This is a genomic window from Leptospira harrisiae (assembly GCF_002811945.1).
GTDB lineage: Bacteria > Spirochaetota > Leptospiria > Leptospirales > Leptospiraceae > Leptospira_A > Leptospira_A harrisiae.
Genome location: NZ_NPDX01000003.1, coordinates 134,729 through 158,197, shown reverse-complemented (window position 1 = coordinate 158,197; position 23,469 = coordinate 134,729). Strand labels below are relative to the sequence as shown.

Genomic DNA, 23,469 nt, shown 5'->3' with positions numbered 1-23,469 from the left:
TATGTTTATCGCAAGATCACTGTTAATTGGTTTAAATCATCTTGTAAAAAATCTTTTATTTCAGATAAGCTGATTTTAACTCCACCTTTTCGGTATCGGTTTTCTATTCTTTTGTATTCCATGAGTTCACCATTGAGGTGAATGGATTCGATACATGCATTTTCTGATTCTACATGATATATGATTTTAAGTTTTTTTTCGTGTATCTGGATTTCCCATTCCAAACCATCTAATCCTTTTGGAAGGACTGGATCTAGTTCCAGGTGATCAATAAAGAAACGAATTCCAAACAAACATTCGTAAACAAGTTTGATATAAATTCCAGGCCCACTGGAATACACCCTCCAGCCACCTTCTAGTGGAATGTTTCCAATTAATAATTCTTTATAGTTTTCCTTTGCTTCGTATCGATCTAAAAATTGGCCATCGGAACTTGAATAATAACAATTAGACTGTCTTGGCATAGAGGAACTCACCTTCGTTTGGATACCGATGGGGTTTACCAAGTTCAGGTTGTAAAAAAAGTCTTCGGATTTTCCCATATATGCGAGTGCTTCACAATAACGTAAATGAGCATGAGTGTACATGAGTCCAATTTCTCTTCCGAAGTAACTGGCAGTCTCTGCGCGTTTGAATTCTATGCTGTTCCCATCCGAATAAGAAATTGGTGTATCGAATAAACGCACTCCATCTAGACCAGTGAGTTCGTTTTTTATTATTGTTAGGTGGTTTTGCGCTTCTTTTGGGGCTAAGGTCTCAGATAAAATTCCATAAATCATCGGAAGGATACTGTATCGAATTCCTGTTTTTGTATCATTTGGGTGTAAGTAAAACTTTTGTGAATTCAAATCATCAAAATAACGTAACCCCGTAAGGATATTATCCTTCATACATAATTCTTTAATATTTTGATCGATGATTTTTAGATCTCTTTGAAAGAGGGATTCATTTTCTTTATCCTCAGTTAGATGGAAAATTTTGATTAAGGCTTTGTAGGTTAGAGATTGTAATTCAGCAGTCCAGGTGCTGACAGCATGGTTCCTAAATTCTTCTTTTACCGGTTGTAAGGAATCATTCCAATCGCCATTTCCGTATATTGGAAGTTTTGTTTCTGTCACCAAACGTTTGTTCATAAGTGAAATTGTTTTTTTTAATGCTTCTATGATCGTAAATGGTTCTTGGTTATGAATTCCTTTCGTTTTTTCTTCGAGAAAGGGAAGGTCATTGGTTCGTTCTAGATAAGTAGCGAGTGCAAGGATCGGCCAATAAAGAATATCACCATGGGAATCATTTGCTCGTATCGATTTGTCTCTGGGAAAGAGCATAAACCATTGAGGCCAGTCACCATCTTCATTTTGTTCCTCAAATACAGTGAGAAGCAGAGTTCGGCAAGATTGAATTTCCCCCATAGCGAGCAAATATTCGAAAGCTCCTTGGCAAACATCTCTTGTCCCCCATCCTCCTCCTGAATATTGTTCGAGTCCTCTCGGATTAAGATAGTGAATGCGTGCGTTTTGTTCGAACCAAGGAAGTATTTCTTTGATTTGGTCGAAGGATTTTGATTCTAAGTTTTGAGTTTTTATTTTTGGTAAACTTTTATTGTATGATAAAACAGGTGTATGTTTTTCATTTATCTCTGTTAGTGTAGGTGCAGAAACTAAATTTCCTTGGATAGAGAATTGTAAACTCGATTCAACTTGGACGATTGCAGTAAGATAGGACAGGCCTCTGGAGTTTCCATCCTGAAATAAAATTCGATCATCCGAAATCTTCCATTGATCAAAGTTTTCTCCATTCAATTGGAATCCCTTGCCTTCCAGTCTATGGAATAGGGGGGATTTCTGGTTTGGTAGGATTTTGATTTCTGTTTTGTTTTTTGTGACAACCGGTGGAAGATCCAATGCTCCGTTATCACCGTCTAGCGCGATATGAAAAGAGAAAAGAAATCGCTTCGCCTGTAGATTGTTTGTTGTTAATAAAATGGAAATTTGGTTGTTGTTGGTCGAATCCACTTGGATTCGTAAAACTTCTTTTTCCCATAGGTAAATCCACTCGACTAAGTTTGGATCCATACGCATAAAAGAAGGTGACTCTAATAATGCAAAACCAGAATCCTCTTCCATAAAAATACGAAATCCATATGACTGAAATAAGCTTAGATAACTATGGTTACGTGATAAGTATTGATTAATACTTGTATGACCTTCTGTTAGTTGAGATAAAAATATTCCTCTAAAATAACAGGTCGCAGTCAGTGATGATTCGTCAGGAACATTTTTAATCCCTGTTCTTAGAATTTGTCCATGAGGACGAAGGCAAAGGGTCTCTTTTTCTTTTAAGACCACGTGGGTGGATGTATCAGTAAAAAAGGAAAGAATTACCCCAGATGGGGAATACTCCACTTCTCGCCATTCGTTTGGGAAAAAAGTTTTTAAATCTGTTTCTCTGATGGTTTCACCTTCCCTATGTATTGCGGTAGTAAAAAGACTAGGATTTGCTTTGGAAAAGGTGTTCCCAAAATTTGGAGTTTTCTCCCATCCTGCGGAAATATTTTGGATGAGTCCTTTTGACTCAGGAATTGATTTTAAAGTTTTTAGATCGCTAAATAGATACCCATAAAAACATGTTTCTTCTGATTCACCAGAATTGAGGGTGGTTTTCTTTCTGTTTAAACCGAGGATTGAGTGTTCACCCTGTCTTCGTTTTGTGGAAAGTGTGTTGTATATTCCATTTGGATATAAATCCAGACCATCGGTAGCAAATGATACAATCGAATTGGTACTAAACAAAAATGATGCAGGATGTTTTCCTGATACAGATTCGTTTTGTCTGGATAAAATTCCATACCCATATTCGTTTGAAAGAATTGGTTCATGATGGATGTAATGGCAGACAAAAAATTCATTTAATCTGGCTGCACCATAATCGCAAATTCCTATATCCTGCACATAGACCAAATCATATTCCAAAGTTTCTTTGGTTTGGTTTATTATTTGTACTTTGTATCTCCAGGAAGGAAGGTTTGGATGAAGTTCCAAATATAAAGTATAATCTAGACCAAAACAACTCCCTTTGCAATGATAAGTAGAACCTAAAATTTGAAAATGAGAGTTTGATTTTGGTCCAAACAAAGGAGCTAATATCAATTTTGATTTGGAATGAATTCTTAGATAGAGATTACTGGTACAAGGTTCCATCTCGTTTCCAAGATAGAGATTGACTAACAAATTTTCAAAACGAATGGAATGGACATTGCCATTGGATAAGAATTGGAATTGAAGATTCGATTGGTTCTGAATCGTTTGGTTCATTCGTTGCTTTTTCCGTGGCTTGAACTTAAAGTCCATTTCCCAAAATGAGAAATATTTAGGTGGTGGTCATATTCCAAAACGGTTTCCTCATCTTTTGCAATCACAACTGTGGAGACTCCTAGTTTGTGAAAGAGTTTTAAAATTTTTGAAATTTCAAATTTACCAAGACTGGATCCTGGTCGATCCAAAATCAAAAACTTTGGTTGAACAAAGAGAACACGAATCACAGCAATTTTATATTTTTCGGCTAACGATAGTTCTTCGTTCCATTCTTTTAATGTCCTCAGTCCACCAAATCGACGCACTAAAGTTTCGAGGCCCATTTTTTTAATTTCTGTAAGGATTTCTGAATCGGATACTTCCAGGTTTTTATAAGCAGGTACAATCACATTGCGGAGTCTTCCTGGCGGTAAATAAGGTTGTTCAGGGAGAAAAAGAATATCTTCCCAACTTGGTTTTTTAATTTTCCCTTCGGAGTGGTTACTAATCGCTGCAATGGACCTAAATAAACTGAGTTTTACGATTTCATCTGGGGAAGTAATCAGCCAACGTTCCTTACATTTGATTTTTACATTTAGGTGATCCAATAAAAGTTTAGATCTATCATTGGAGTATAAAGTAAAGTTCTCAAAACTAATTTCATCGGAACTATAATTGGATTCTCTTTTTTGTTTTGCTTCCGACTCCGAATGTAACATCGCTACTTCCAGCGAATGCAATCGTTTGACAACTGCAGAAAATGCAGAAATGGATTGGAATTGTGTGACAATGAGTGAAAATGCATTGAGTAACGTTGTAAAGGCAAGTGCCGCTTGTGTAATCACTCCAAATTCTATTTCCCCTCTCATATAACTCGGTGCAATGACTAGCATAGGGATTATTTGAATAAAATAATTATAATTATTTGTAAAAAAGCTTAGTCGTAAGTTTATAGAGATGAGTTTGCGGAAATTATTCACTAACTTCCGGAGTCTAGACTTTAACCTTACTGACATTCTTGCTTCTCTATGGGTAACTGCTATGGACTCAGCATGTTGGCGGATATGCAAAAGATCTGCTCTGTAACTTGCTTCCATATCCAACTGGTCATAGTTAAGACGAATCAGAGATTTTCCAAGAAAGATAGTTGATACAGTTCCAGAAAGAGCATAAGCAACTGCAATCAAAAACAAAATAGGATTAATACTCCAAAGAACTCCGGAAAATGAAATCGCAGAGAAAATACCACCAATAAAGAGTAAGGTGAAGGAAATTGTAGTTGTGGTAAAAGCTTTTACGTCATCCGTAATTCTTTGGTCAGGATTTTCAATTCCTGGATTGCCGATGATTTGTTGAAAAGTTCTTTCAGTTAAATAGTTTTCGGTAAACTTCCAGGTGAGTTGTTCTCGCCATAGGATTCCTAATCTTTCTTCCGCATATCGATTGATAGAACCTATAGCAGAAGAAATAATAAATACAATTGCATAGAGGATTGCATTTGTGTAAAATGCTGATGAGTTTTTTTGTTCGATAGAGGAAATAAAATCACGTCCCACGTAACTATTAATGACGTTAAAAACGTTGAATGAAATCACGAGTATAATCAAGGTAATTCCATAACGGATGGCCGCAGGGCCTTGTTTTGATTGAATTAATTGTCGTATAGTATTTGTTAAGCGAATCCAACTTTCGGATGGTTTTTTTCTTTTATCTGGATGCATTTTTTTAATCTAATCAAGTCAGAGTGTAAATCTAATGCAAGGAAGATTTTAAGATTCGATTGTTTCTATCGTGAGGTCCATTGTAACTTGATTCCAGATCGATTCTAAGTCGGTATTCCATTCTGAAGGAAGATTTTCTCTGATCGAAGAGATAAGAATGGGGACTAGTTTAGGAAATTCTTTTTTAGAAATACCAACCAATTCATAGAATGAAGTTAGTTTAGAGATTTCTTTTTTTAAAGACTTAGGATTTCCTAATTTTTCAATAATGGATTCTATGGTAACTAATAATTCATCTGGAGGAATTAAATTTTCTACTTCATCGGTTTTTTGAAGTAAGTTATCTTCCGCAAAAGTTTTTAATTTTTCAATGTAATCTAATGCCCAACGTGGGTTGTTCTCTAAAACATGATCGAAGGATTTTTGAATCCTAAGGATAGAATCCGAAGTTTTAAATCCAAGAACGGAATAGGCAGTCATTTTATCTGATTTTCCGCGAAGCCTAGTGATTACTTTTTTATTCACTGAAAGCGAAGATCCGATTAAGTTATAAATTTCATCAGAAACTAAAAAGTTAGTATTTGTTTTTTTATTCAAGGCCTCGAGACGACTCGCTACATTCACAGTATCGCCAAGCACAGTTTGGCTTTTGTATTCAGAATGTCCAATATCTCCGTAAATTACATTTCCCGCATGGAGTCCAATTCGAATGTCAAAACTAAAGTTAAATCTATCTTTCATTTCAAAATTAAACTTTTTAAGTTGATCAAACATACGAAGGCAAGCACGGATTGCCGAATGAATGGTTTCCTTTTTAGCTTTTTGTAAACTATCTTCGTTTTTGATGACCTCGTCTTTATTTTTCAACTGGAAGAATGCCAAAATGCCATCCCCAATGAATTTATCAATTTCTCCACCGTTGTTAATAATAGGTTCACTCATTTCTTGAAAGAAACGATTCAATACAAAAACAACATCATATGGCAAACTTGACTCGGTAAAAGCGGTAAAACCTTTGATATCAAGAAATAGAATCACTGCATAACATTCTTCGCCGGTTTTGGAAGATTTGGATTCACTAGTAACTGTTTTTAGATCTTTATTGTCTTTTATGATTCGGCGTAGTGTTACATCTCCATACACTTCTGTTTGGCAGGCGAGTCGGATCTCAGATGGCCAACCCTTTCTTTCAGCAAGTGTCTGTTCCCTTTCATTTCGTGAACTTAGGTAGGAAAGACCATCGGTAATAAAAACCCTACATGTTGTACATTTAGCATTTCCCCCACAAAGATGGTAGAGCGGGTATTCATGTTTTAGGGCCGTTTCCAGAATGGTTGCCCCCGGTTTGTTCGTCTCTAGTGGAAAATTTTCTTTATCTTCGAAGGTAACAATGGACATGGATCACCAATTTTTTCGGGTGATTGAATGATCTGCGGTTAGAGGGGAAGGGCAAGTCGGAAAATTCAGGGTTTAGAGAAAAAAGTAACATTTTTAGTAAAACTTTCATAAAAACTAATTGCATTAGTTAAATAAACTAATATCATTAGTTTTCATGAAAACAATCTACCACAATTTTTTTATGATTTTCCTACTTTTGTTTCCATACTTTATTTGGGGAGAGGATCTTACGAAGGCAACATCCTTTAAAACTTCTTTTTTTCAAACAAAAGAAGGTCGAGTGGCTTATTCCCAACTTGGAAACGGCAAACGAAATTTGATTTTCCTCCCAGGGATTGGAGACAGAAAGGAAAGTTATGAGGGACTAGCCACAATACTTTCCAAAAACAATTCTGTTTATAGTTTTGATTTGCGTGGGTTTGGAGAATCGGATATCAATTTTTCTTCTTACGGGCCTAAGGAAACTGCTGAAGATATTTTAGAATTCATTCGAGAGAAGGATTTGGAAAATGTATACATCATCGCTAATTCAATGACCGCAGCTTCGGCTGTGTACATTCGTTCAAAAGAAAAAAAAGAGTTTTGGGTTTGGTCCTGTCTGGACCATTTGTTCGCGATAAAGAACCAATGTCTTTTGGAATGAAGGCACTCATCCAACTTGCCTTTCGTGGTCCTTGGGGACCAGCTGCCTGGGTTTCATTTTATGAATCTTTGTTTCCTTTCCATCCTCCCAAAGACTTAAAAGAAAGATCAGAAAAATTAAAAAAAAATCTAAAGGAAGAAGGTCGTATGGCAGTTGTTAGATCCATGTTGTTCGCTTCTAAAAAAGAATGCGAAGCTGCATTGCCACTTGTATCAGGAAATGTCATTGTAGTGATGGGCTCCAAAGATCCCGATTTTGATTCCCCAGAAGAGGAAGCGGAATGGATAAAAAATACCTTGGATGGATCCGTAAAAATATATAAGGATGCAGGTCACTATCCTTTTGTGGAAGATCCTATTCGGTTTTCATCCGACGTACAACTTTTATGGCAAAAAAACTAAAACACAAACCAGGCCGTCCAAAAAAAGGCCAAACACAAATCACCAGAGAATTTGTTTTGGATGCGGCTTGGGATTTGGTTATGGACCAAGGCCTTTCGGAATTTCGTCTGGCAGGTCTTGCGGAAAATTTAGGAATTCGGACACCTTCTCTTTACAACCACATTCAGGATTTGGAAGACGTAAGAAGGGAAATGAAAAGAAGATCCTTGCAGATCTTAGGTGATCGGCTTAATTTGAAACTAAAAAATTCTGACCAGGGTTCCGAAAGAATCATTGATTTTTTAAATACTTACAGAAGTTTTGCGAAGACTCATCCTTATGTATATCCCTTGACCATTGAATCCACTGAGTCTGATCCTGAACTAAAGCCATTGGGTGATCGGATTTTGGTAATTTGTATGGAAGTCTTTCAATTCCAAAGTTTGGACGAAACGGCGGTCCATAAGATACGGATTTTACGTTCTCTCTTACATGGTTTTATTGTATTAGAAGAGGCAGGTGGGTTTGGCCGAAAGGAATCTGTGGAAGAAAGTTTTAAGAAAATAACAGAATCATTCGAATCTGGCAGACTCTGGTAAAACTTTACTTTTCGGGATTATGTGTCTCCGAAAACCTGGGTATAGAATTATGGCAGCAATTACAATCACTCTACCTGATGGAAGTTCCAAGGAACTCGAATCTGGTAAATCCTTTTCTGATTTCATCCAAGCCCAACTGCCTTTCTTGAAAGAGAAAGCTCTTGCCGTTGTTTTGTCCGATGGTCGCACCGTTGACCTTTCTTATATCCCTACGACGAACACCACGGTAAAGTTTCTCACCTTTGATGATACAGAAGGAAAAGAAGTTTTCCACCATTCTTCTGCCCACTTACTCGGGATGGCTGTCCAAAGGCTTTGGCCAGAGGCTCGACTGACTGTCGGACCTGTCATTGAAAATGGACCTGGTTTTTTCTTTTATGATATTGATTTTGGTTCTATCATTTTAACCCCTGAAGACCTTCCAAAAATTGAAGCAGAAATGGCAAAGATAGTTAAGGAAGATCTCGTTGTCAAACGTTGGGAACTTTCCAAAGAAGAAGCTATTGAAAAGTTTAAAAAAGAAAACGAACCTTATAAAGTAGAGCTCATCCAAGGATTCGATTCCGCATCGGTTTCGTTATACGGACAAGGGGAGTGGTATGATCTTTGCCGCGGCCCCCATGTTGCAAGGACTGGCCAACTCAAAGCCTTCAAACTCACTGCGATTTCTGGTGCGTATTGGAAAGGGGATTCCAAAAACAAACAACTCACTCGTATTTATGGTGTGTCTTTTCCCACCAAAAAACAGTTAGATGAATACATCTTCCTCATTGAAGAGGCCAAAAAAAGAGACCATAGAAAACTCGGGAAAGAATTGGATCTTTTTAGTTTCCAAGATGAAGCCCCTGGGTTTCCTTTTTGGCATCCCAAAGGAACAGTTCTTTGGAACACACTTGCTTCCTACATTCGTGAGGAATGTTTCAGGCGCGGGTATCAGGAAATCAAAACTCCAGCCATCTTAAATTCCTCTCTTTGGAAAAAGTCAGGCCATTGGGATAACTTTAAAGAGAACATGTACTTCACTGACATCGATGAAAGTGAATTTGCTGTGAAACCTATGAACTGTCCAGGATGTTGTTTGATTTACAAATACCATATGCATTCATACAGAGAACTACCCCTTCGGTTTATGGAACTGGGAAATGTTCACAGACATGAAATGTCCGGAGTTCTTCATGGACTTTTTCGTGTGCGTGCATTCACACAAGATGATGCTCATATCTATGCACCACTCGAAAAAGTAGAATCCGAAGTCGAGGACATCATTGATTTTACTTTTGATGTATATAAAAAATTTGGATTTACTGAATTCAAAACTTTCATTGCGACAAGGCCAGAAAAGTCACAGGGAAGTGATGAAGATTGGAATCTCGCCACACAAGCATTACACGATGCATTGAAGAAAAAAGGAATCGAATACGGAATCAAAGAAGGGGACGGAGCTTTTTACGGTCCAAAAATTGAATTCAATATCAAAGATTCACTTGGAAGATTATGGCAATGCGGAACCGTACAAATTGACTTCTCAATGCCGAGTCGTTTTGAACTCGACTTCACTGCTTCAGATGGAAAAAAACATGCACCAGTGATGATCCATAGAGCTATCTACGGATCACTCGAAAGGTTCATTGGAATTTTAATCGAACACTTCGAAGGGAAATTTCCACTATGGCTCAATCCGACACAAATTCGTGTCTTAACTGTGGCAGAAGTTCACAATGATTATGCAAAAGAAGTATATCAAGATTTGGTAATGCAAGGTTTCCGAGTCGAGATAGACCTACGTAATGAAAAGATTGGAAGTAAAATTAGGGATTCCATCCTAAAACGAAGTAGTTACACTTTAATTTTAGGTGATAAAGAAAAAGAATCTGGTTCTATCTCGTTCCGAAAGATGGGAGATGAGAAAACAGAAACAGTTTCTCGGGATGGATTCCTTTCACTTTTGAAAGGGAATCTTTAGATAAAGAAATTTCTTGACTAACACTTGGGGGGAATTACACTCCCTCCAGTGCCACAAAACATAATCACCACCAAACAAATCGACCCGGTCACCTACGATTTGGAGCTTCCCATCCATCCACCGTATGATGCTCGTGATGCGTTTGATGCCATCCCTATGCAGCTTCTTCCTTTTGCGGATGGGCTCACAGTAGGTTGGAAGGTGAGCCCTATGCAATTTGTAGATGGGCTTGGGCGAGATTTAAAATTGGATTGCCCGAACATTGTCATCACTGGGGGACAAAATCTCGGTGATACTCCTGTGGTGCTCTATGTTGTTGCGGCTTTTTACGATTCTAAAAATCGCCTGCTTTCTTGCCAGACGAGCGAACACATTGTCCAACCTTGGGAAAGTTATGACATCCCTGGGCTTTGGAGCCGTTTTCCTTTTCCCATCACAGAAATTGCCAGTGCCACTGTTGGAATCACTTCCTACGGTTGGGAAGACCTAAATCCCAAAAATGCCTTAGTCCTCTCCAAACAAAAACCAAAATCTGAAACCAAATATGAATGGAAACGGGAAGGGGGAGTGGTGGGATCTTATAGTTTCCAAAAATGGAATCCAGGAGCAGGGGATCTCCTTTTTGCCACAGAGCCCCTCACCAAGGAAAACCGCCTCCGAGTTCGTTTAGAACGAAGACAAAGTGAAGGGCTTAAATTTTTAGCTCTCGTCCAGTCCCAGTCCCCCAAAAATCCGGTCAAAACCTTTGATAATTTAATCCAATACGCAATTTATACAGAAACTGGTCGTCTTTGCCATGGCGGCTCATGTATGGGAATGGGTAACCATGGAGATTTGGTCTCTTTGGTTCCGATTTTGCCTGAGTTCCTCGAATCTGAATCCTTATATTTAGAGCTTGTCGTCTGGGAAGGTCCCTCCGGCTCACTCTAACCTTTTTCCTTAAGCAATTCGGAAAGAAATGTACTTGCTCGCCTGGATTTTCATCCGAAATTGGAAATTGAAAGAAATTTCGGAGACTGAATGCAGAAACGGCCCAACCCTAGAGGGAACCCAAACCAAGATAAATTCGCCCACATCAGAATTAACGAACAAATTACCAATGTAGCATCGATTCGACTCGTCTCTGACGAAGGGTCTGACATCGTTACTCTGGAAGAAGCTCTTAAGCGAGCTAAGGAAGCTAACCTTGATTTGGTGGAAGTCTCGGGAGACCAAGATGTTCACGTCTGTAAGTTGATCGATTTTGGAAAATACAAATTCGAACTTCTTAAAAAAACGAAAGAAGCGAAAAAGAAACAACACGTTGTCACGGTGAAAGAAATTAAAATCCGCCCGCGGATTGATAACCATGACTTCGAGATTAAGAAGCGTCATGCTTTAGAATTCTTGCAAAAGGGTGATAAGGTAAAAGTGACTCTTCGATTCCGAGGCAGAGAGATGGTTCACTCTGAAATTGGAATGAATATTGTTAACCGGTTTGTCGAGGACCTAAAAGAGCATGCCTCTCCCGAAAAAATGCCGGTACACGACGGAAAGACGATAGTGGTCGTGATGAACCCAATTGGTGAAAAACCTAAAGGATAAAAACAACTATGTATAAGCTGAAGACAAATAGGGCAGCAGCCAAACGTTTCAAGTTTACCAAATCTGGTAAAATCAAACGTGGTTGTGCGTTCCGAAGACATATCTTAGAGAAAAAATCTCCTAAGATGAAACACCAAAGCCGTGGAATGCACCTCATCCACGAAACCGATTATAACCGTGTAGAAAAACTTCTACCTTACGGAGGTTAAACGATGCCACGCGCAGTCAACGGAACCATCCATAAGAATCGTAGAAAAAAAGTTCTCGCTAAAGCAAAAGGTTTTAGAGGCGGACGTTCTAAACTTTTCAGAACAGCAAAATCTGCTGTAATGAAAGCAGGTCAATGGGCATACCGTGACCGTAGAAAGAAGAAGTCTGAATTTCGTAAACTTTGGATTACGAGAATCAATGCCGCAGTAAGAGAAAATGGAATGTCTTATTCAAAATTCATCCATGCACTCAAAACACACGGAATCAACTTAGATCGAAAAACTTTGGCTGACCTTGCATACAACCACAAAGAAGTATTCAATGCCATCGTAGAAAAAACCAAAGTCGCTAAGTAAATTAGTGCTTGATTGGAATAGAATGGCTAAGCTATTCTATTCCATCGGATTGTTATCATGTTAAAAATCGAAACCATTGAAGAGCTAGAAAGTAAAGTTGTTAAGGCTTTGGAGTTAATCCAAGACCTGAGAACGGAAAATGCACGCCTAGAGACGGAAAACGAAACCCTCCGTGCGGAAAACGACCAAATGAAGCTCGCAATGGAAGAGAAGGAACGTGAACTAAAAACTCTTCGTTCTCAACTCCAAGAAGCAAACGATGAGTTAAACCAACTCCGCGAAAGGGAAGGACTTTTGGAATCCAAAGTCCACCAACTCCTTGGACGTTTGGATGGACTTCCTACAACAGGAAGTTCCGCTCCAAAATCGCAACCAAGTTCAGACTCAAGTCCAGTAGAACCAGTAGTAGCTGCAGCTGCAATTCCTAGTTTAGTTTCAGACGAAGATGATGAAATCATTTTGCTTGATGAAGACGAATCAGAATTCCAAACAGAAGATGTTTTGGAAAAATCTCCCGCAGCTGCTTCCTTTGAAAAAGAAGAACTAGTTGTCGAATCAGAAGAAGAAGTTCCTACAGTGGAAATCGACGAAGATGATGACATCATCATTGACGACGATGACGAAGCAATCAGTGTATTTGATGCCGATGACGACGATGATTTCCTAATTATCGAAGACGATCCTAAATAATTTTTATGGCAGAATCTGCCCCAAAGTCACAAAAAATAACCAAACAGATCTTTGGTGAAACTTATACCATAGTTGGTGAAGCCTCCTCGGGATATATTACTGAGGTGGCTGATTATGTTGAGAACCGTTTGAACGAATTGTCAAAGGCTTTGCCTGCAGCATCCAAAACAAAATTAGCGGTTCTTTGTGCTCTTAACATAGCGGATGAACTATTTCAGATGAGAGAAGTCTCCGCAAAGGCAAAAGAAAATCCTGAACTAGAAGAACGAACAAAAAAGATCATTTCTCTATTGGAAGAGGGGATCATTGGGGATCATTTTTGAATCCAATTTCCAAAGAAGATGCTAGGAACATTCTAAAAAAAAATCTTCCTAACCTTCCAGAGCGGGAGGACCATGAAGCGGCCATCTTAAAAAGATTGTATCAGCTTTTGCTAGGCAAATCCAAAATCATCACCTATTCCCCTGACCTGTTGTACGAAGTGGACGTACTTCCCATCATCGAATCTTGCCCTCTCCCAAGGCCAACAGGATTTATCGAAGCCAGACATTCTGCCAAATGGTACTTTCCTAGGATGGAAGCAGACAAAAAACTTCGGTTCCTTCGTCCCTATTCCTTTCAAAAAAACCCAATGGGAATATTTGAACCCGTTGGGGATGAGGAGATCTCCGTAGAAGAAGCGGATTTGATTCTTGTGCCGGCCCTTGGATTCAATGAAAAAGGATATAGGTTGGGACGAGGTGGTGGGTATTATGATCGCATTTTAAATTCAGAAACCATCCAAAAGAAAACGGTAGGCCTTAGTTTTTCTAAACTTTTTCCCGTCCCATTCCTTGCAGAAACTCACGATCTAAAAATAGGAAAAATGATTACGGAAACTCAGATTCATTCGTTTTTAGATTGAATCCATGAAGGATTCTGACACGATTCCAGGTAGCATATGGACCAAGAAACATTACTCACATCCCTGGCGGAAAAAACCAAAATGGAACAAGAGTCCGATTTGGGAGACTTGGAACAGTTCCTTACTTTTACCATTGATAAAGAATTCTTCGGGATTCGTTTGCTCTTGGTACATGAAATTTTAAAACCAGTTTTAATCACTCGGATTCCGAATGTGGATGATTACATTTTAGGTGTCATCAATCTCCGCGGAGAGATCATTCCCATTGTGGATTTGAAAAAAAGATTTCATGGAGCAGATTCTGAAATTTTACCAATCTCACGAATCATCGTTATCATGTTAGATGAAAAAAGGATTGGTGTCCTTGTTGATGAAGTCAAACAAGTTGTAAAAATCCAAAAAGATTTTATCAGTTATACAACTGATGACTTGTCGTTAAACTATAGTAAGATGGTTGAGTCAGTATCTAGATACGAAGACCATTTGATTTTGAATTTGGATTTGGAACAAATTGTTGATTTTGTTTCATCCGCAAAGTAAAGAGAAAGGGATACGACATTGGCTGGAATTTTAGGCGAATACACAGAAGTTTTCCTGGAAGAATCTGAGGATCAAATTGAGGAATTAAATTCCAATTTGGTGAAACTCGAAAAAGACCATGAAAACCCAGAAATCATCAATGATATCTTTCGTGCGGCACACTCTTTAAAAAGTTCTTCTGCCTTCGTTGGGTTATACAATTTATCTGATTTAGCTCATACTATGGAAAACCTTCTCCAAAAAATTCGAGAAGGAAGTTTAGAAATCAACGTTAAGTTGGTGAATTTATTATTTGAATGTTTTGATCTCATCAAACAAGTCATTGAAGGGGTTGCGAATGGCGTGAAGGTGGAAACTCCTTTTACGGACATGATTAAAAAACTCCAAGACTATGAAGCAGCGCCAACTCAGTCTGGAACTGGTGCAACTCAATCAGGTGAAACTAAAAATTCCAAAGAAACATCAGTGTCTCCTATCGTTTTAAATGAGGAAGAAATTTCCGAAATCCGCCAATCATTAAAAGAAGATAGTGACCAAACAGCATTTTCTGTTCAGTTAAAACTGAAAGACGAAACTCCAATGCAAAATCTAAGATTACTTTTGATTTTGCAATCGGTGAAACAATCGGGTGCGATCATTAAGTGTAATCCTTCAGAAGATGCTTTGGATAATGGACAAGGAAGTTTTGCGCTTTCCTTTGTGACAGTCACCAAATTAAACAGACAAGAGTTACATGTTCAGTGTAACATCGATATGGTGGATAAACTAACTGTGGAAGAAATTAAACTTCCCGAAACTGAAATGGAAGCACTTGAAAAAAGGACAGACTCTTCCAATATTCATTCAACAAACTCTGCAATTACACAAACAGATTCAGAAGAAAAACATGCCACCAAGGGTTCTGCTAACTTCGAAAAAGCGGTGACTGATTCCAAAGTTGTGATGAGAACCATCAAAGTATCTTCAGACAAATTAGACCAACTCATGAACAACGTGGGAGAACTTGTCATCACCAACTCTGGATTCCAAAAAATCTATGATGATTTGGTAGCACAGTTCGGCGAAGATTCATTATTTAATGAACTCAAAGGAAAAATCGATCAAATCAATCGAATTTCCAAAGATTTACAAACTGGAATTATGAATATCCGAATGGTTCCGATTGGATCTGTATTCAACAGGTTCACAAGGCTCATTCGAGACCTTTCTTTGGAAACTGGAAAACAGGTAAATCTTGTCCTTCGTGGTGAAAACACAGAACTAGATAAAAAAGTTATCGATGCGATTGGAGAACCACTCATTCATCTCATTCGTAATTCTGTTGACCATGGGATCGAGTCTCCTTCCGAAAGACGAGCTGCCGGCAAACCAGAAGAAGGAACTGTAGAACTGAATGCCTACCAAGGTGGATCCAATATCCTTGTCGAAATCCGAGATGATGGAAAGGGATTAAACAAAGATAAAATTCTAAAAAAAGCCATCGAACGCGGACTTGTCAATGAGTCGGATGCACAAAATTTATCAGAATCCGATATCTTCCAATTTATTTTTGCTCCTGGTTTTTCAACGGCAGATAAAATTTCCGATATTTCTGGGCGTGGTGTGGGAATGAACGTGGTCAATAAACTCATCGAAGAGTTTAAAGGCAAAATTCTCATTCATTCCGAAGAAGGAAAAGGTTCTTCCTTTACCCTATCTTTCCCACAAGCTCTTGCCATCATTCCTTCGATTCTTGTGATTATGGAAGAAGAAGTGTATGCATTCCCACTTTCCGAAGTTTCCGAAACCATCAAGGTCAACTTAGATCAAATCACTACTTTGGAAGGACACGAGATCATCAACTTACGCGGAGAAGTTTTACCGATCTATCGTTTGAACCGAATCCTTGGGCTTGCCGACAAACAAGAGATGGTGGAAGTTCCGGTGGTCATCGTAAACTATAAAACAAGAAAACTTGGATTTATGGTGGATGACCTGATTGGAAAACATGAAACGGTAATCAAATCTCTTGGTAAAAACTTTAAAGACATTCAAGGTCTAACTGGTGCAACGATTATGGGTGATGGAACCATCATTCTCGTTTTAGACATCCCTGGTCTTGTGGAAATTGCTGCCGATAAAGTGGATTGGTCTGACAAGTTAGTGGCAGGTGAGATGATGAAACGTGCCTCTACCATTCGTTCTTTGGAAATGTCTGATTCCGAGTTTATGTTTAAATCCAATCATCCAACAAACCGCTATAATGCGAAGTTGATTGAATTACGAGCAAAAGACAAATCTAGAGTAAAAAAAGAAAAACATAAAATTGAAAAACACGTGATTGTTCCGAAAGAAGAAGTGTTTGCAGAAGAGCCGGCTACCAACTTAAAAATCACAACCGAAGTGGTAGTTACAGAAACTGCAGTGAATGGAGATTCTGCTGAATCATCAAAATCTGCAACTGCAACACTTGTGATTGATCACAAAACCGATGAAATCCATCGGTTGGCTGATGTCGCAAAAATCGAAAATGTAAAATTAACAGAGCGTGAACAAGCTGCTGAAATCATCAAAGGGTTCGTAGAACAAAAAGAAGAACGATTGAACCAAGTAGCCGCACTTAATTCCGATGCAATCAACGAAATCATGTCTTCTAAAGACATTAAAAAGCTGGAAAACATTGTGAATACAGGTATGATGAATGCTGGAGTCGTACTTTCTCAGTTAGTTGGTAAGGAAGTAGAACTATTTATCCCTGAAATCAAATTGACTGACAGAGAAGGATTGGCTAAAGAATTCCGATATTCCATGGATCAGTTTTTTGGAATGAAAATTCGTATGACAGGGGATCTAAACGGAAATCTTTTAATGATGTTTTCTGAGGAAAATGGTTCTGAAATTGCGAAAGAACTACTTGGATCAGAAGATGCAAAATATGCAGAAGGAAGTCATCATAAACTCTCAGAAGATATGGTTTCTGTATTATCAGAAATTTCTAATATCGTTTGTTCTAGTGTGATGAACTCTCTTTCTAATAAGTTAAAAAAAGAAATTTTACCTTCTGTTCCTGAAATGATTACAGGAAGTTTTATGGATGTCATCGACATTGTAAAACCAGAAAGAACCAAGTTTTTGTCAATGCATACGGAATTTAATCACCAAGGTAGCAATCTAATTGGTGTTTTGGTTTTCCTACCAGATTTTGATGAGCTGGTAGATTTGATTCATAAATCATGAATAAAAAACCAACCGTTGCCATTATTGACGACTCACTCCTCGTGAGAAATATCCTGAGTGATGCTCTCACTAAAAAGGAAGAAGTGCAGGTCATAGCCACAGGGAAAACAGGAATGGACTGCATTGATTTGGCGGTTAAATTAAAACCTGATTTTATTGTTTTGGACATTGAGATGCCAATTATGGATGGTCTTACCGCTTTGGCAGAAATTAAAAAGTTAAAACTGCCAAGCCATGTCATCATGCTTTCAGTTTTAACCCAACACGGTGCTGATGCTACTTTCAAAGCATTGGAACTCGGAGCGGTTGATTTTATTCCTAAACCATCAAGTGGAAACCAGTTTTCCCCTGAGGATATTGCTGCGGTTTTGTCCGCAAAAATCAAAGGGTTTTCGGATTCAAAACAGCCTAGCATTGAAGTTCTCCTAAAACCAGAGAGAACTGAACGCCAATTAAATAAAAGTTTTCAAAAACCGATCAAAGTAGACGCTATCGGAATTGGGACCTCCACTGGAGGACCAAAAGCATTGCAGACTGTTTTTGCAGGGATTCCTGAGGATTTTGCAAAACCAATCTTTGTAGTGCAACATATGCCAGCAGGGTTTACGAAGGCCTTTGCGGATCGATTGAATTCCTTGTCGAAAATACAAGTGAAAGAAGCAGAGCAGGGTGATTTAGTTCAATCCGGAACTGCTTACATTGCACCTGGTGATTACCAGATGACAGTGGTTACAAAGGGGAAAGATCATTTCATTGAACTGAACCATTCAGGCCAGGTCAATGGACATAGACCTTCCATTGAAGTATTGTTTGATAGTTTGGTGGAAGCATACGGAGGGGATCACCTTTTATCCATGATCATGACAGGTATGGGAAAAGATGGTTCACAGTCCATCACCAACATTCACGCCAAAGGTGGTATTACTCTGGCGCAGAATGAAGCAACATCGGTTGTATATGGAATGAACCGTGTTGCTGTAGAATTGGGAGGGATTGATTTTGTCCTTCCCGTTGAAGATTTAGTACCAAAGATGATTGAATTATTAAAGTCGAGAGGGAATTAACATGGCAAGAATTTTGGTTGTAGATGATGCAAAATTCATGAGAACGCTCGTAAAAGATGCGTTAGTTGGTGCGGGTCACGAGATCGTAGGTGAAGCTGAGAACGGTAATATTGCGGTAGAACAATACAAAAACCTCAAACCAGACTTGGTGACTATGGACATTACCATGCGTGAAAAAGATGGAATCGAAGCGACAAAAGAAATTATTAAATTTGATGCTTCTGCTAAGATCATTATGGTAACGGCTCTTGGTCAGGAAGATTTACTGGCAAAAGCAATTAAGATGGGTGTGAAGGATTTTGTTGTAAAACCTTTCCCGCCAGAAAGATTGCAACAAGCAGCAGCAAAAGCACTAGGTTTATAAACAGTGTCCCAAACCCCGGAGTTTATCGTCCGGTGGCAAAACCAGGACGGAGGATTGACGGAAGGACCTCTTACGGTTCTATGGTCTCTGATTGATAGTTATAAGGTTGATATTTTTGAAGTCTCCCTTTCGCGTATCACATCCGATTTCATTCAATTTCTGAGAACCAGTCAGTCCTTGTCGATTGAACTTACTTCTGAGTTTGCTGTGATGGCATCTCATTTGGTGTATCTAAAATCCAAAGCCTTATTGCCGGACCCCGGTTTTGAGGAAGAGGATTATGACCCACCGCTTCCCAAAGAACTCGTCGATAAATTACTCGAACACAAGAAGTTCCAAATGGCGGGACAACGTCTAGCGGAACTCGACCGACTCACAGCCGGAATGTTTACAAGAGAAACCAACCAAGTTTTGGATGAAACGGAAGTTTGGTTGGATGTGAGCCTTGTGGATTTAATTTCCGCTTTCAATTCTATTTTGGAACAAGAGTCTTCCAATGAAATTGAAGATCTTTTGCCCATTTACGAGGGTGTGGCCCAATACTCCGTAGAGGACAAAATGGCCTATTTACAGAATCTTTTAGAAAAAACCGGGGAAATCCATTTTATGGATTTGTTTGAAACAGAAAAACCGGAAAAAAAAGAAATCGTCGCTGCCTTCCTTGCTGTATTAGAAGTTGTTAAAATCCGAGTTTGCAAAGTCCTCCAACATGCAGTTTTCGGTGAAATCAAAATAGTCAAGGTTTAGATTCATTTGGAAGAAAGAACTTATACAAAGGGCCTTCTTGAGGCGCTTCTTTTTTTATCTTCAGATCCAATCAAATTGTCTGCTCTTGCCAAGTCTGCTGGGATCGAAAAAACAGAAGCCCGGGAACTCTTAGATGAACTCATCCTTGATTACCAAGAAAAAGAAGGCGGATTTTTACTCAGAGAAATCGCGGGTGGTTACCAGTTCATCACCAACCAAAAATATAGTGAAATCTTAGCCCATATCTTTAAAGATAAAAAACGAGAAACACTCTCTCGTGGAACCTTGGACACTCTTGCCATCATAGCTTACAAACAACCCATCACCCTGACGGAATTGGATGAAATCAGAGGTGTCTCTTCTCGTGCTATGGTTGCAAGTCTCATGTCTAAAAAACTTGTCAAAGCTGTCGGCCAAAAGGAAGTTCCTGGCAGGCCTACATTGTATGGAACTACCAACGAATTCTTGTTACACTTTGGACTTAGTAAACTCACTGACCTCCCTACACCAGTGGAAGTGAAGGAACTCAAATTTGAAGAATTTTCACCTGAATCCATTGTCGTGACTGATGAAACTGAAATGAATCCTGATTTTGATACAAGCACTCTACCTGAAGAATTACAAGAAGAGGCCTGACATGAGCAGTGCAGAAGAAGAACTAAAAAAACTCCGTGCTGGTATCGATTCATTAGACACAGAAATCATAGCTCTCATCCAAAAACGTGCAGGTTTTGCACAAAAGATTGGTCGGGTCAAAAAAGAATCGGGTGGCCCGATTTACCGCCCTGATCGTGAAAAAGATGTATATGAAAAAGTAACAAAACTGTCTGGTGGACCACTTCCTTCTTCTGTGATTCGTGCAATTTATAGAGAGATGATGTCAGGTACTATCGCCTTAGAACACCCGTTAAAGATTGGTTTTTTAGGACCCGAGGGAAGTTTTTCTCATTCCGCACTTCGTTCCAAATTTGGAACATCTATTGAAGCAGTTCCGCAAACCTCGATTCCCGATGTGTTTCGAATGGTGGAAGAGGGGAAATTGGATTACGGAGTGGTTCCTGTGGAAAATTCCACAGAAGGACAAGTTAGCTCCACTTTGGATATGTTTTTAGAAACAGACCTATTCGTTTACTCTGAGTTATACCAAAGAATCTCCTTTTCACTACTTGGATTTGAAACCGATCTTTCCGCTGTAAAAAAAATCTACGGGATTCGGATTGGAAACGAACAATGCCGCAATTGGATATCAGCTAACCTTCCGGGTGTAGAGGTTGTGGATACATCTTCCACAGCCATGGCGGCAAAATTAGTGTCCGAAAGAAAAGACGGACTTGCGATCGCATCCAAAATTGCCGGCGAAATTTACGGTTTAAATGTCATAGCCGAAGGGATTGAAGATTATTCGGGAAACACCACAAGATTTCTTGTGATTGGAAAAACAGAATCACCTAAAACAAGGGAAGATAAAACATCTATCGTTTTTTCCATCCCGAACCAAACAGGTTCTTTATTTGCAGTTTTAAAAACATTTAACGATAGTTTGGTGAATCTCACTAAGATTGAATCTAGACCTTTGAAACGTAACTTATGGGAATACCATTTTTTTGTAGATTTTATTGGTCATAAAGAAGATCCAAAAATTGCCGAACTTCTACAAAAAGTAAAATCACAATGTACCTTGTTTAAACTTTTGGGATCATATCCGACCGCCGGATCTTTTCCGACATGAATTTGTCCAGAGTTTTGATTTATGGAATGGGGCTTATGGGTGGGTCTCTAGCCCTCGCTATTCGAAAGAAATTTATAGATACAGAAATCACTGCTGTAGTTCGTTCTGAAAAAAGTAAAAATACAATCCTGACTAAAAACCTCGCTGACCAAGTTTTTTTACAATCAGAGTTCACTTCTCCTGACTGGAATCAATATGATTTGGTGATCTTTAGCACTCCTGTAGAATCCATTCTGAAAATCATTCCAACACTTCCCAAATCAGGGAATACAATCTTTATCGATTTGGGATCTACCAAAGAAACAATTGTTTCTGCGGTGGAATCTCACTTTGGTGATGCCACTCATCATTATATTTCTACTCATCCGATGTGTGGATCCGAACAAGTGGGCCCGGACGCTGCAGTCTCCGATTTGTATGTGGATAAACTATGTATACTCACTCCTCCGAAATCGGCATTTAATGTTAGTTTGCAGTCAGTGCGTTTGTTTTGGGAGAAAATTGGTTCTTGGACAATGGAGATGGATTCCAAATCTCATGATGAAACTTTGGCTTACCTATCTCATCTTCCACATGTCATTTCTACTTTGCTTGTGAATGTAGCGGGAGCCAATCCTACAACCAAAAAAGAAATCATGGGATCTTCTAAACCCATTACCGGTGGTGGGTTCCGTGATATGTCAAGGATAGCTGGTTCCAATCCTGATATGTGGATTTCCATTTTTAAAGAAAACCAAAGTTTTTTACGTAAATCAATCGATGATTTGATCAAACAACTATTAGAGTTTCGGGATCTATTTGGATCCAATGGATCTTTTGATGAAGATAAAATTCGTAAAATTTGGGAATTGGCTTTATCAAACAAAGAAGAAATCCGAAAGGTAAAATGAAGTTTTTAAAAAACATTAGTAAGTTAAGCGGCTGTAAGGCGGCCATTCTCACCAACCAAAGTGCATTTGGTTTTAACGGAAAATACCATTTCCAAACTTATGCAGAAATTTTTGATCTAAAAACTATCTTTTTACCGGAACATGGGCTCTTTGCTGAATTGCAAGATCAGGTGAGTGGTGATGAGTTAAAGTATCTTTTTGGAGATATGCACATTGTCAATCTGTACGGAAAGGAAGAATCAAGTCTTGTTCCTCCTCGAGAAAGGTTAACCAATGTAGATGTGATCATCATTGACATTAAAGATGTTGGTTCCCGGTATTATACTTTTTTAACAACAGCTTATTATATTCTTTGTGAAGTCTCACGTTTAAAAAAAGAAACAGGGAAAGCTCCTCTTTTTTTAGTCATTGATTCTCCGAACCCTATTGGTTCAAGAGTAGAAGGGACTCCACTCCAAAAAGAATATGAATCTTTTGTTGGTGTTCCAACCGTTTTACATAGGCATGGTCTCACACCGGGAGGATTATTATCATATTATAATGAAACCTTCCTTTTAAAAGTGGATGTTATAGTTGTACCTGTAGGTGTCTATCATCCAAAGTCTGTATCAAACTTTGAGTGGGTTCCGCCTTCTCCTAATATCCCAACACAGAATACTTGTTTGGTGTATCCTGGAATGTGTTTATTGGAAGGAACGAATCTTTCCGAAGGAAGAGGAACCACCAAACCTTTTGAAACTTTTGGAGCACCCTATTTAGTTGGCAAGGCAAAAGAGGAATTAGACCAAAGATTGGCTTCTCATCAATCAGGAAATTACCTATTGCGTAATTTAAGATTTTTACCTACCTTTCATAAGTATGTTGGTTCCATTTGTGAAGGATACCAACTTATGGTATTAAAACCAAAACGATTTCATTCCTTATATTTTGTATTATTTTTTTTGAAACAACTCAATGAGTTATTCCCAAATGAATTTGGATATTTAAAAGGGGTCTACGAATTTCGTTCAGATCGCCCTGCAATTGAACTTTTAGCTGGTGATTCAACTTTATTAGACTATTTGTACGGAAAAAGATCGGATTCTGAACTTGAGATGTATCTGAATGAATCAGAAAGTCGTTGGGCGAAACTGATAAAACCCTTTCGGTATTAAATTTTTTAACAAAATGGTGTTGCAGAC

At 38.6% G+C, this 23,469-nt stretch carries 21 protein-coding genes and 1 pseudogene; 19 read left to right on the top strand and 3 right to left on the bottom strand.

Features of this window, described 5'->3' with window-relative positions:
* Positions 1-5 precede the first annotated feature (5 nt).
* The 3 genes from CH364_RS12510 to CH364_RS12500 are packed head-to-tail and all read right to left on the bottom strand — an operon-like array spanning position 6 to position 6,409.
* Positions 6-3,311, bottom strand: coding sequence for a GH36-type glycosyl hydrolase domain-containing protein (locus CH364_RS12510; protein WP_207762274.1), 3,306 nt, complete (start codon positions 3,309-3,311; stop codon positions 6-8).
* Positions 3,308-5,011 (bottom strand): ABC transporter ATP-binding protein/permease, encoded by a 1,704-nt coding sequence (locus tag CH364_RS12505; protein WP_100744569.1) that lies wholly within the window; start codon positions 5,009-5,011, stop codon positions 3,308-3,310. Before CH364_RS12505 ends, CH364_RS12510 begins: the two co-directional genes overlap by 4 nt.
* Positions 5,012-5,059: 48 nt before the next feature.
* The gene (locus tag CH364_RS12500; RefSeq protein ID WP_100744570.1) at positions 5,060-6,409 is read right to left on the bottom strand and encodes an adenylate/guanylate cyclase domain-containing protein; all 1,350 of its coding nucleotides are present in this window, start codon (positions 6,407-6,409) and stop codon (positions 5,060-5,062) included.
* 154 nt (positions 6,410-6,563) lie between these two features.
* Between CH364_RS12500 and CH364_RS12495 the strand changes: the two are divergent.
* The 19 genes and pseudogenes from CH364_RS12495 (at position 6,564) to CH364_RS12405 (ending at position 23,442) form a co-directional block, all read left to right on the top strand.
* Positions 6,564-7,453: pseudogene (locus CH364_RS12495) on the top strand (alpha/beta fold hydrolase).
* Entirely contained in the window at positions 7,438-8,031 is a 594-nt protein-coding gene (locus CH364_RS12490; protein ID WP_100744571.1) for a TetR/AcrR family transcriptional regulator, read from the top strand. Before CH364_RS12495 ends, CH364_RS12490 begins: the two are co-directional and overlap by 16 nt.
* Before the next feature lie 49 nt (positions 8,032-8,080).
* The gene (gene thrS, locus CH364_RS12485; RefSeq protein WP_100744572.1) at positions 8,081-9,994 is read left to right on the top strand and encodes a threonine--tRNA ligase; all 1,914 of its coding nucleotides are present in this window, start codon (positions 8,081-8,083) and stop codon (positions 9,992-9,994) included.
* A gap of 48 nt (positions 9,995-10,042) precedes the next feature.
* Positions 10,043-10,924 carry a hypothetical protein gene (locus CH364_RS12480; protein WP_100744817.1) on the top strand — a complete coding sequence of 294 codons (882 nt, stop codon included), beginning with the start codon at positions 10,043-10,045 and terminating at the stop codon, positions 10,922-10,924.
* A gap of 90 nt (positions 10,925-11,014) precedes the next feature.
* Positions 11,015-11,578, top strand: coding sequence for a translation initiation factor IF-3 (gene infC, locus CH364_RS12475; RefSeq protein WP_002975194.1), 564 nt, complete (start codon positions 11,015-11,017; stop codon positions 11,576-11,578).
* Positions 11,579-11,586: 8 nt separating this feature from the next.
* Positions 11,587-11,787, top strand: a complete 201-nt coding sequence (rpmI, locus tag CH364_RS12470) for a 50S ribosomal protein L35 (RefSeq protein ID WP_002988170.1) — start codon at positions 11,587-11,589, stop codon at positions 11,785-11,787.
* Positions 11,788-11,790: 3 nt separating this feature from the next.
* On the top strand, positions 11,791-12,144 hold the full coding sequence (rplT, locus tag CH364_RS12465; protein ID WP_002975326.1) for a 50S ribosomal protein L20: 354 nt from the start codon (positions 11,791-11,793) through the stop codon (positions 12,142-12,144).
* Positions 12,145-12,201: 57 nt separating this feature from the next.
* Complete coding sequence (locus tag CH364_RS12460) at positions 12,202-12,834, top strand: hypothetical protein (protein WP_100744573.1); 633 nt, start codon at positions 12,202-12,204, stop codon at positions 12,832-12,834.
* Between the two features lie 5 nt (positions 12,835-12,839).
* The gene (locus CH364_RS12455) at positions 12,840-13,157 is read left to right on the top strand and encodes a cell division protein ZapA (protein ID WP_100744574.1); all 318 of its coding nucleotides are present in this window, start codon (positions 12,840-12,842) and stop codon (positions 13,155-13,157) included.
* Entirely contained in the window at positions 13,154-13,738 is a 585-nt protein-coding gene (locus CH364_RS12450; RefSeq protein WP_100744575.1) for a 5-formyltetrahydrofolate cyclo-ligase, read from the top strand. The genes CH364_RS12455 and CH364_RS12450 overlap by 4 nt, the downstream gene beginning before the upstream one ends.
* Positions 13,739-13,774: 36 nt before the next feature.
* Positions 13,775-14,278: a chemotaxis protein CheW gene (locus CH364_RS12445; RefSeq protein WP_100744576.1), complete on the top strand. Its 504-nt coding sequence runs from the start codon at positions 13,775-13,777 to the stop codon at positions 14,276-14,278.
* A gap of 18 nt (positions 14,279-14,296) precedes the next feature.
* Positions 14,297-17,494 (top strand): chemotaxis protein CheW, encoded by a 3,198-nt coding sequence (locus CH364_RS12440; protein WP_100744577.1) that lies wholly within the window; start codon positions 14,297-14,299, stop codon positions 17,492-17,494.
* Positions 17,491-18,558 (top strand): protein-glutamate methylesterase/protein-glutamine glutaminase, encoded by a 1,068-nt coding sequence (locus CH364_RS12435; protein ID WP_100744578.1) that lies wholly within the window; start codon positions 17,491-17,493, stop codon positions 18,556-18,558. The genes CH364_RS12440 and CH364_RS12435 overlap by 4 nt, the downstream gene beginning before the upstream one ends.
* Before the next feature lies 1 nt (position 18,559).
* Positions 18,560-18,922, top strand: coding sequence for a response regulator (locus CH364_RS12430; protein WP_002975323.1), 363 nt, complete (start codon positions 18,560-18,562; stop codon positions 18,920-18,922).
* 3 nt (positions 18,923-18,925) lie between these two features.
* Entirely contained in the window at positions 18,926-19,669 is a 744-nt protein-coding gene (locus CH364_RS12425; RefSeq protein WP_100744579.1) for a segregation and condensation protein A, read from the top strand.
* Between the two features lie 6 nt (positions 19,670-19,675).
* A complete protein-coding gene (scpB, locus tag CH364_RS12420) occupies positions 19,676-20,305 on the top strand; it encodes an SMC-Scp complex subunit ScpB (protein ID WP_100744580.1) in 630 nt (209 codons plus the stop codon).
* A gap of 1 nt (position 20,306) precedes the next feature.
* Positions 20,307-21,398 carry a prephenate dehydratase gene (pheA, locus tag CH364_RS12415; RefSeq protein ID WP_100744581.1) on the top strand — a complete coding sequence of 364 codons (1,092 nt, stop codon included), beginning with the start codon at positions 20,307-20,309 and terminating at the stop codon, positions 21,396-21,398.
* Positions 21,395-22,288 carry a prephenate dehydrogenase gene (locus tag CH364_RS12410; RefSeq protein WP_100744582.1) on the top strand — a complete coding sequence of 298 codons (894 nt, stop codon included), beginning with the start codon at positions 21,395-21,397 and terminating at the stop codon, positions 22,286-22,288. Before pheA ends, CH364_RS12410 begins: the two co-directional genes overlap by 4 nt.
* The gene (locus tag CH364_RS12405) at positions 22,285-23,442 is read left to right on the top strand and encodes a DUF1343 domain-containing protein (RefSeq protein WP_100744583.1); all 1,158 of its coding nucleotides are present in this window, start codon (positions 22,285-22,287) and stop codon (positions 23,440-23,442) included. Before CH364_RS12410 ends, CH364_RS12405 begins: the two co-directional genes overlap by 4 nt.
* The last annotated feature ends 27 nt before the right edge of the window (positions 23,443-23,469 follow it).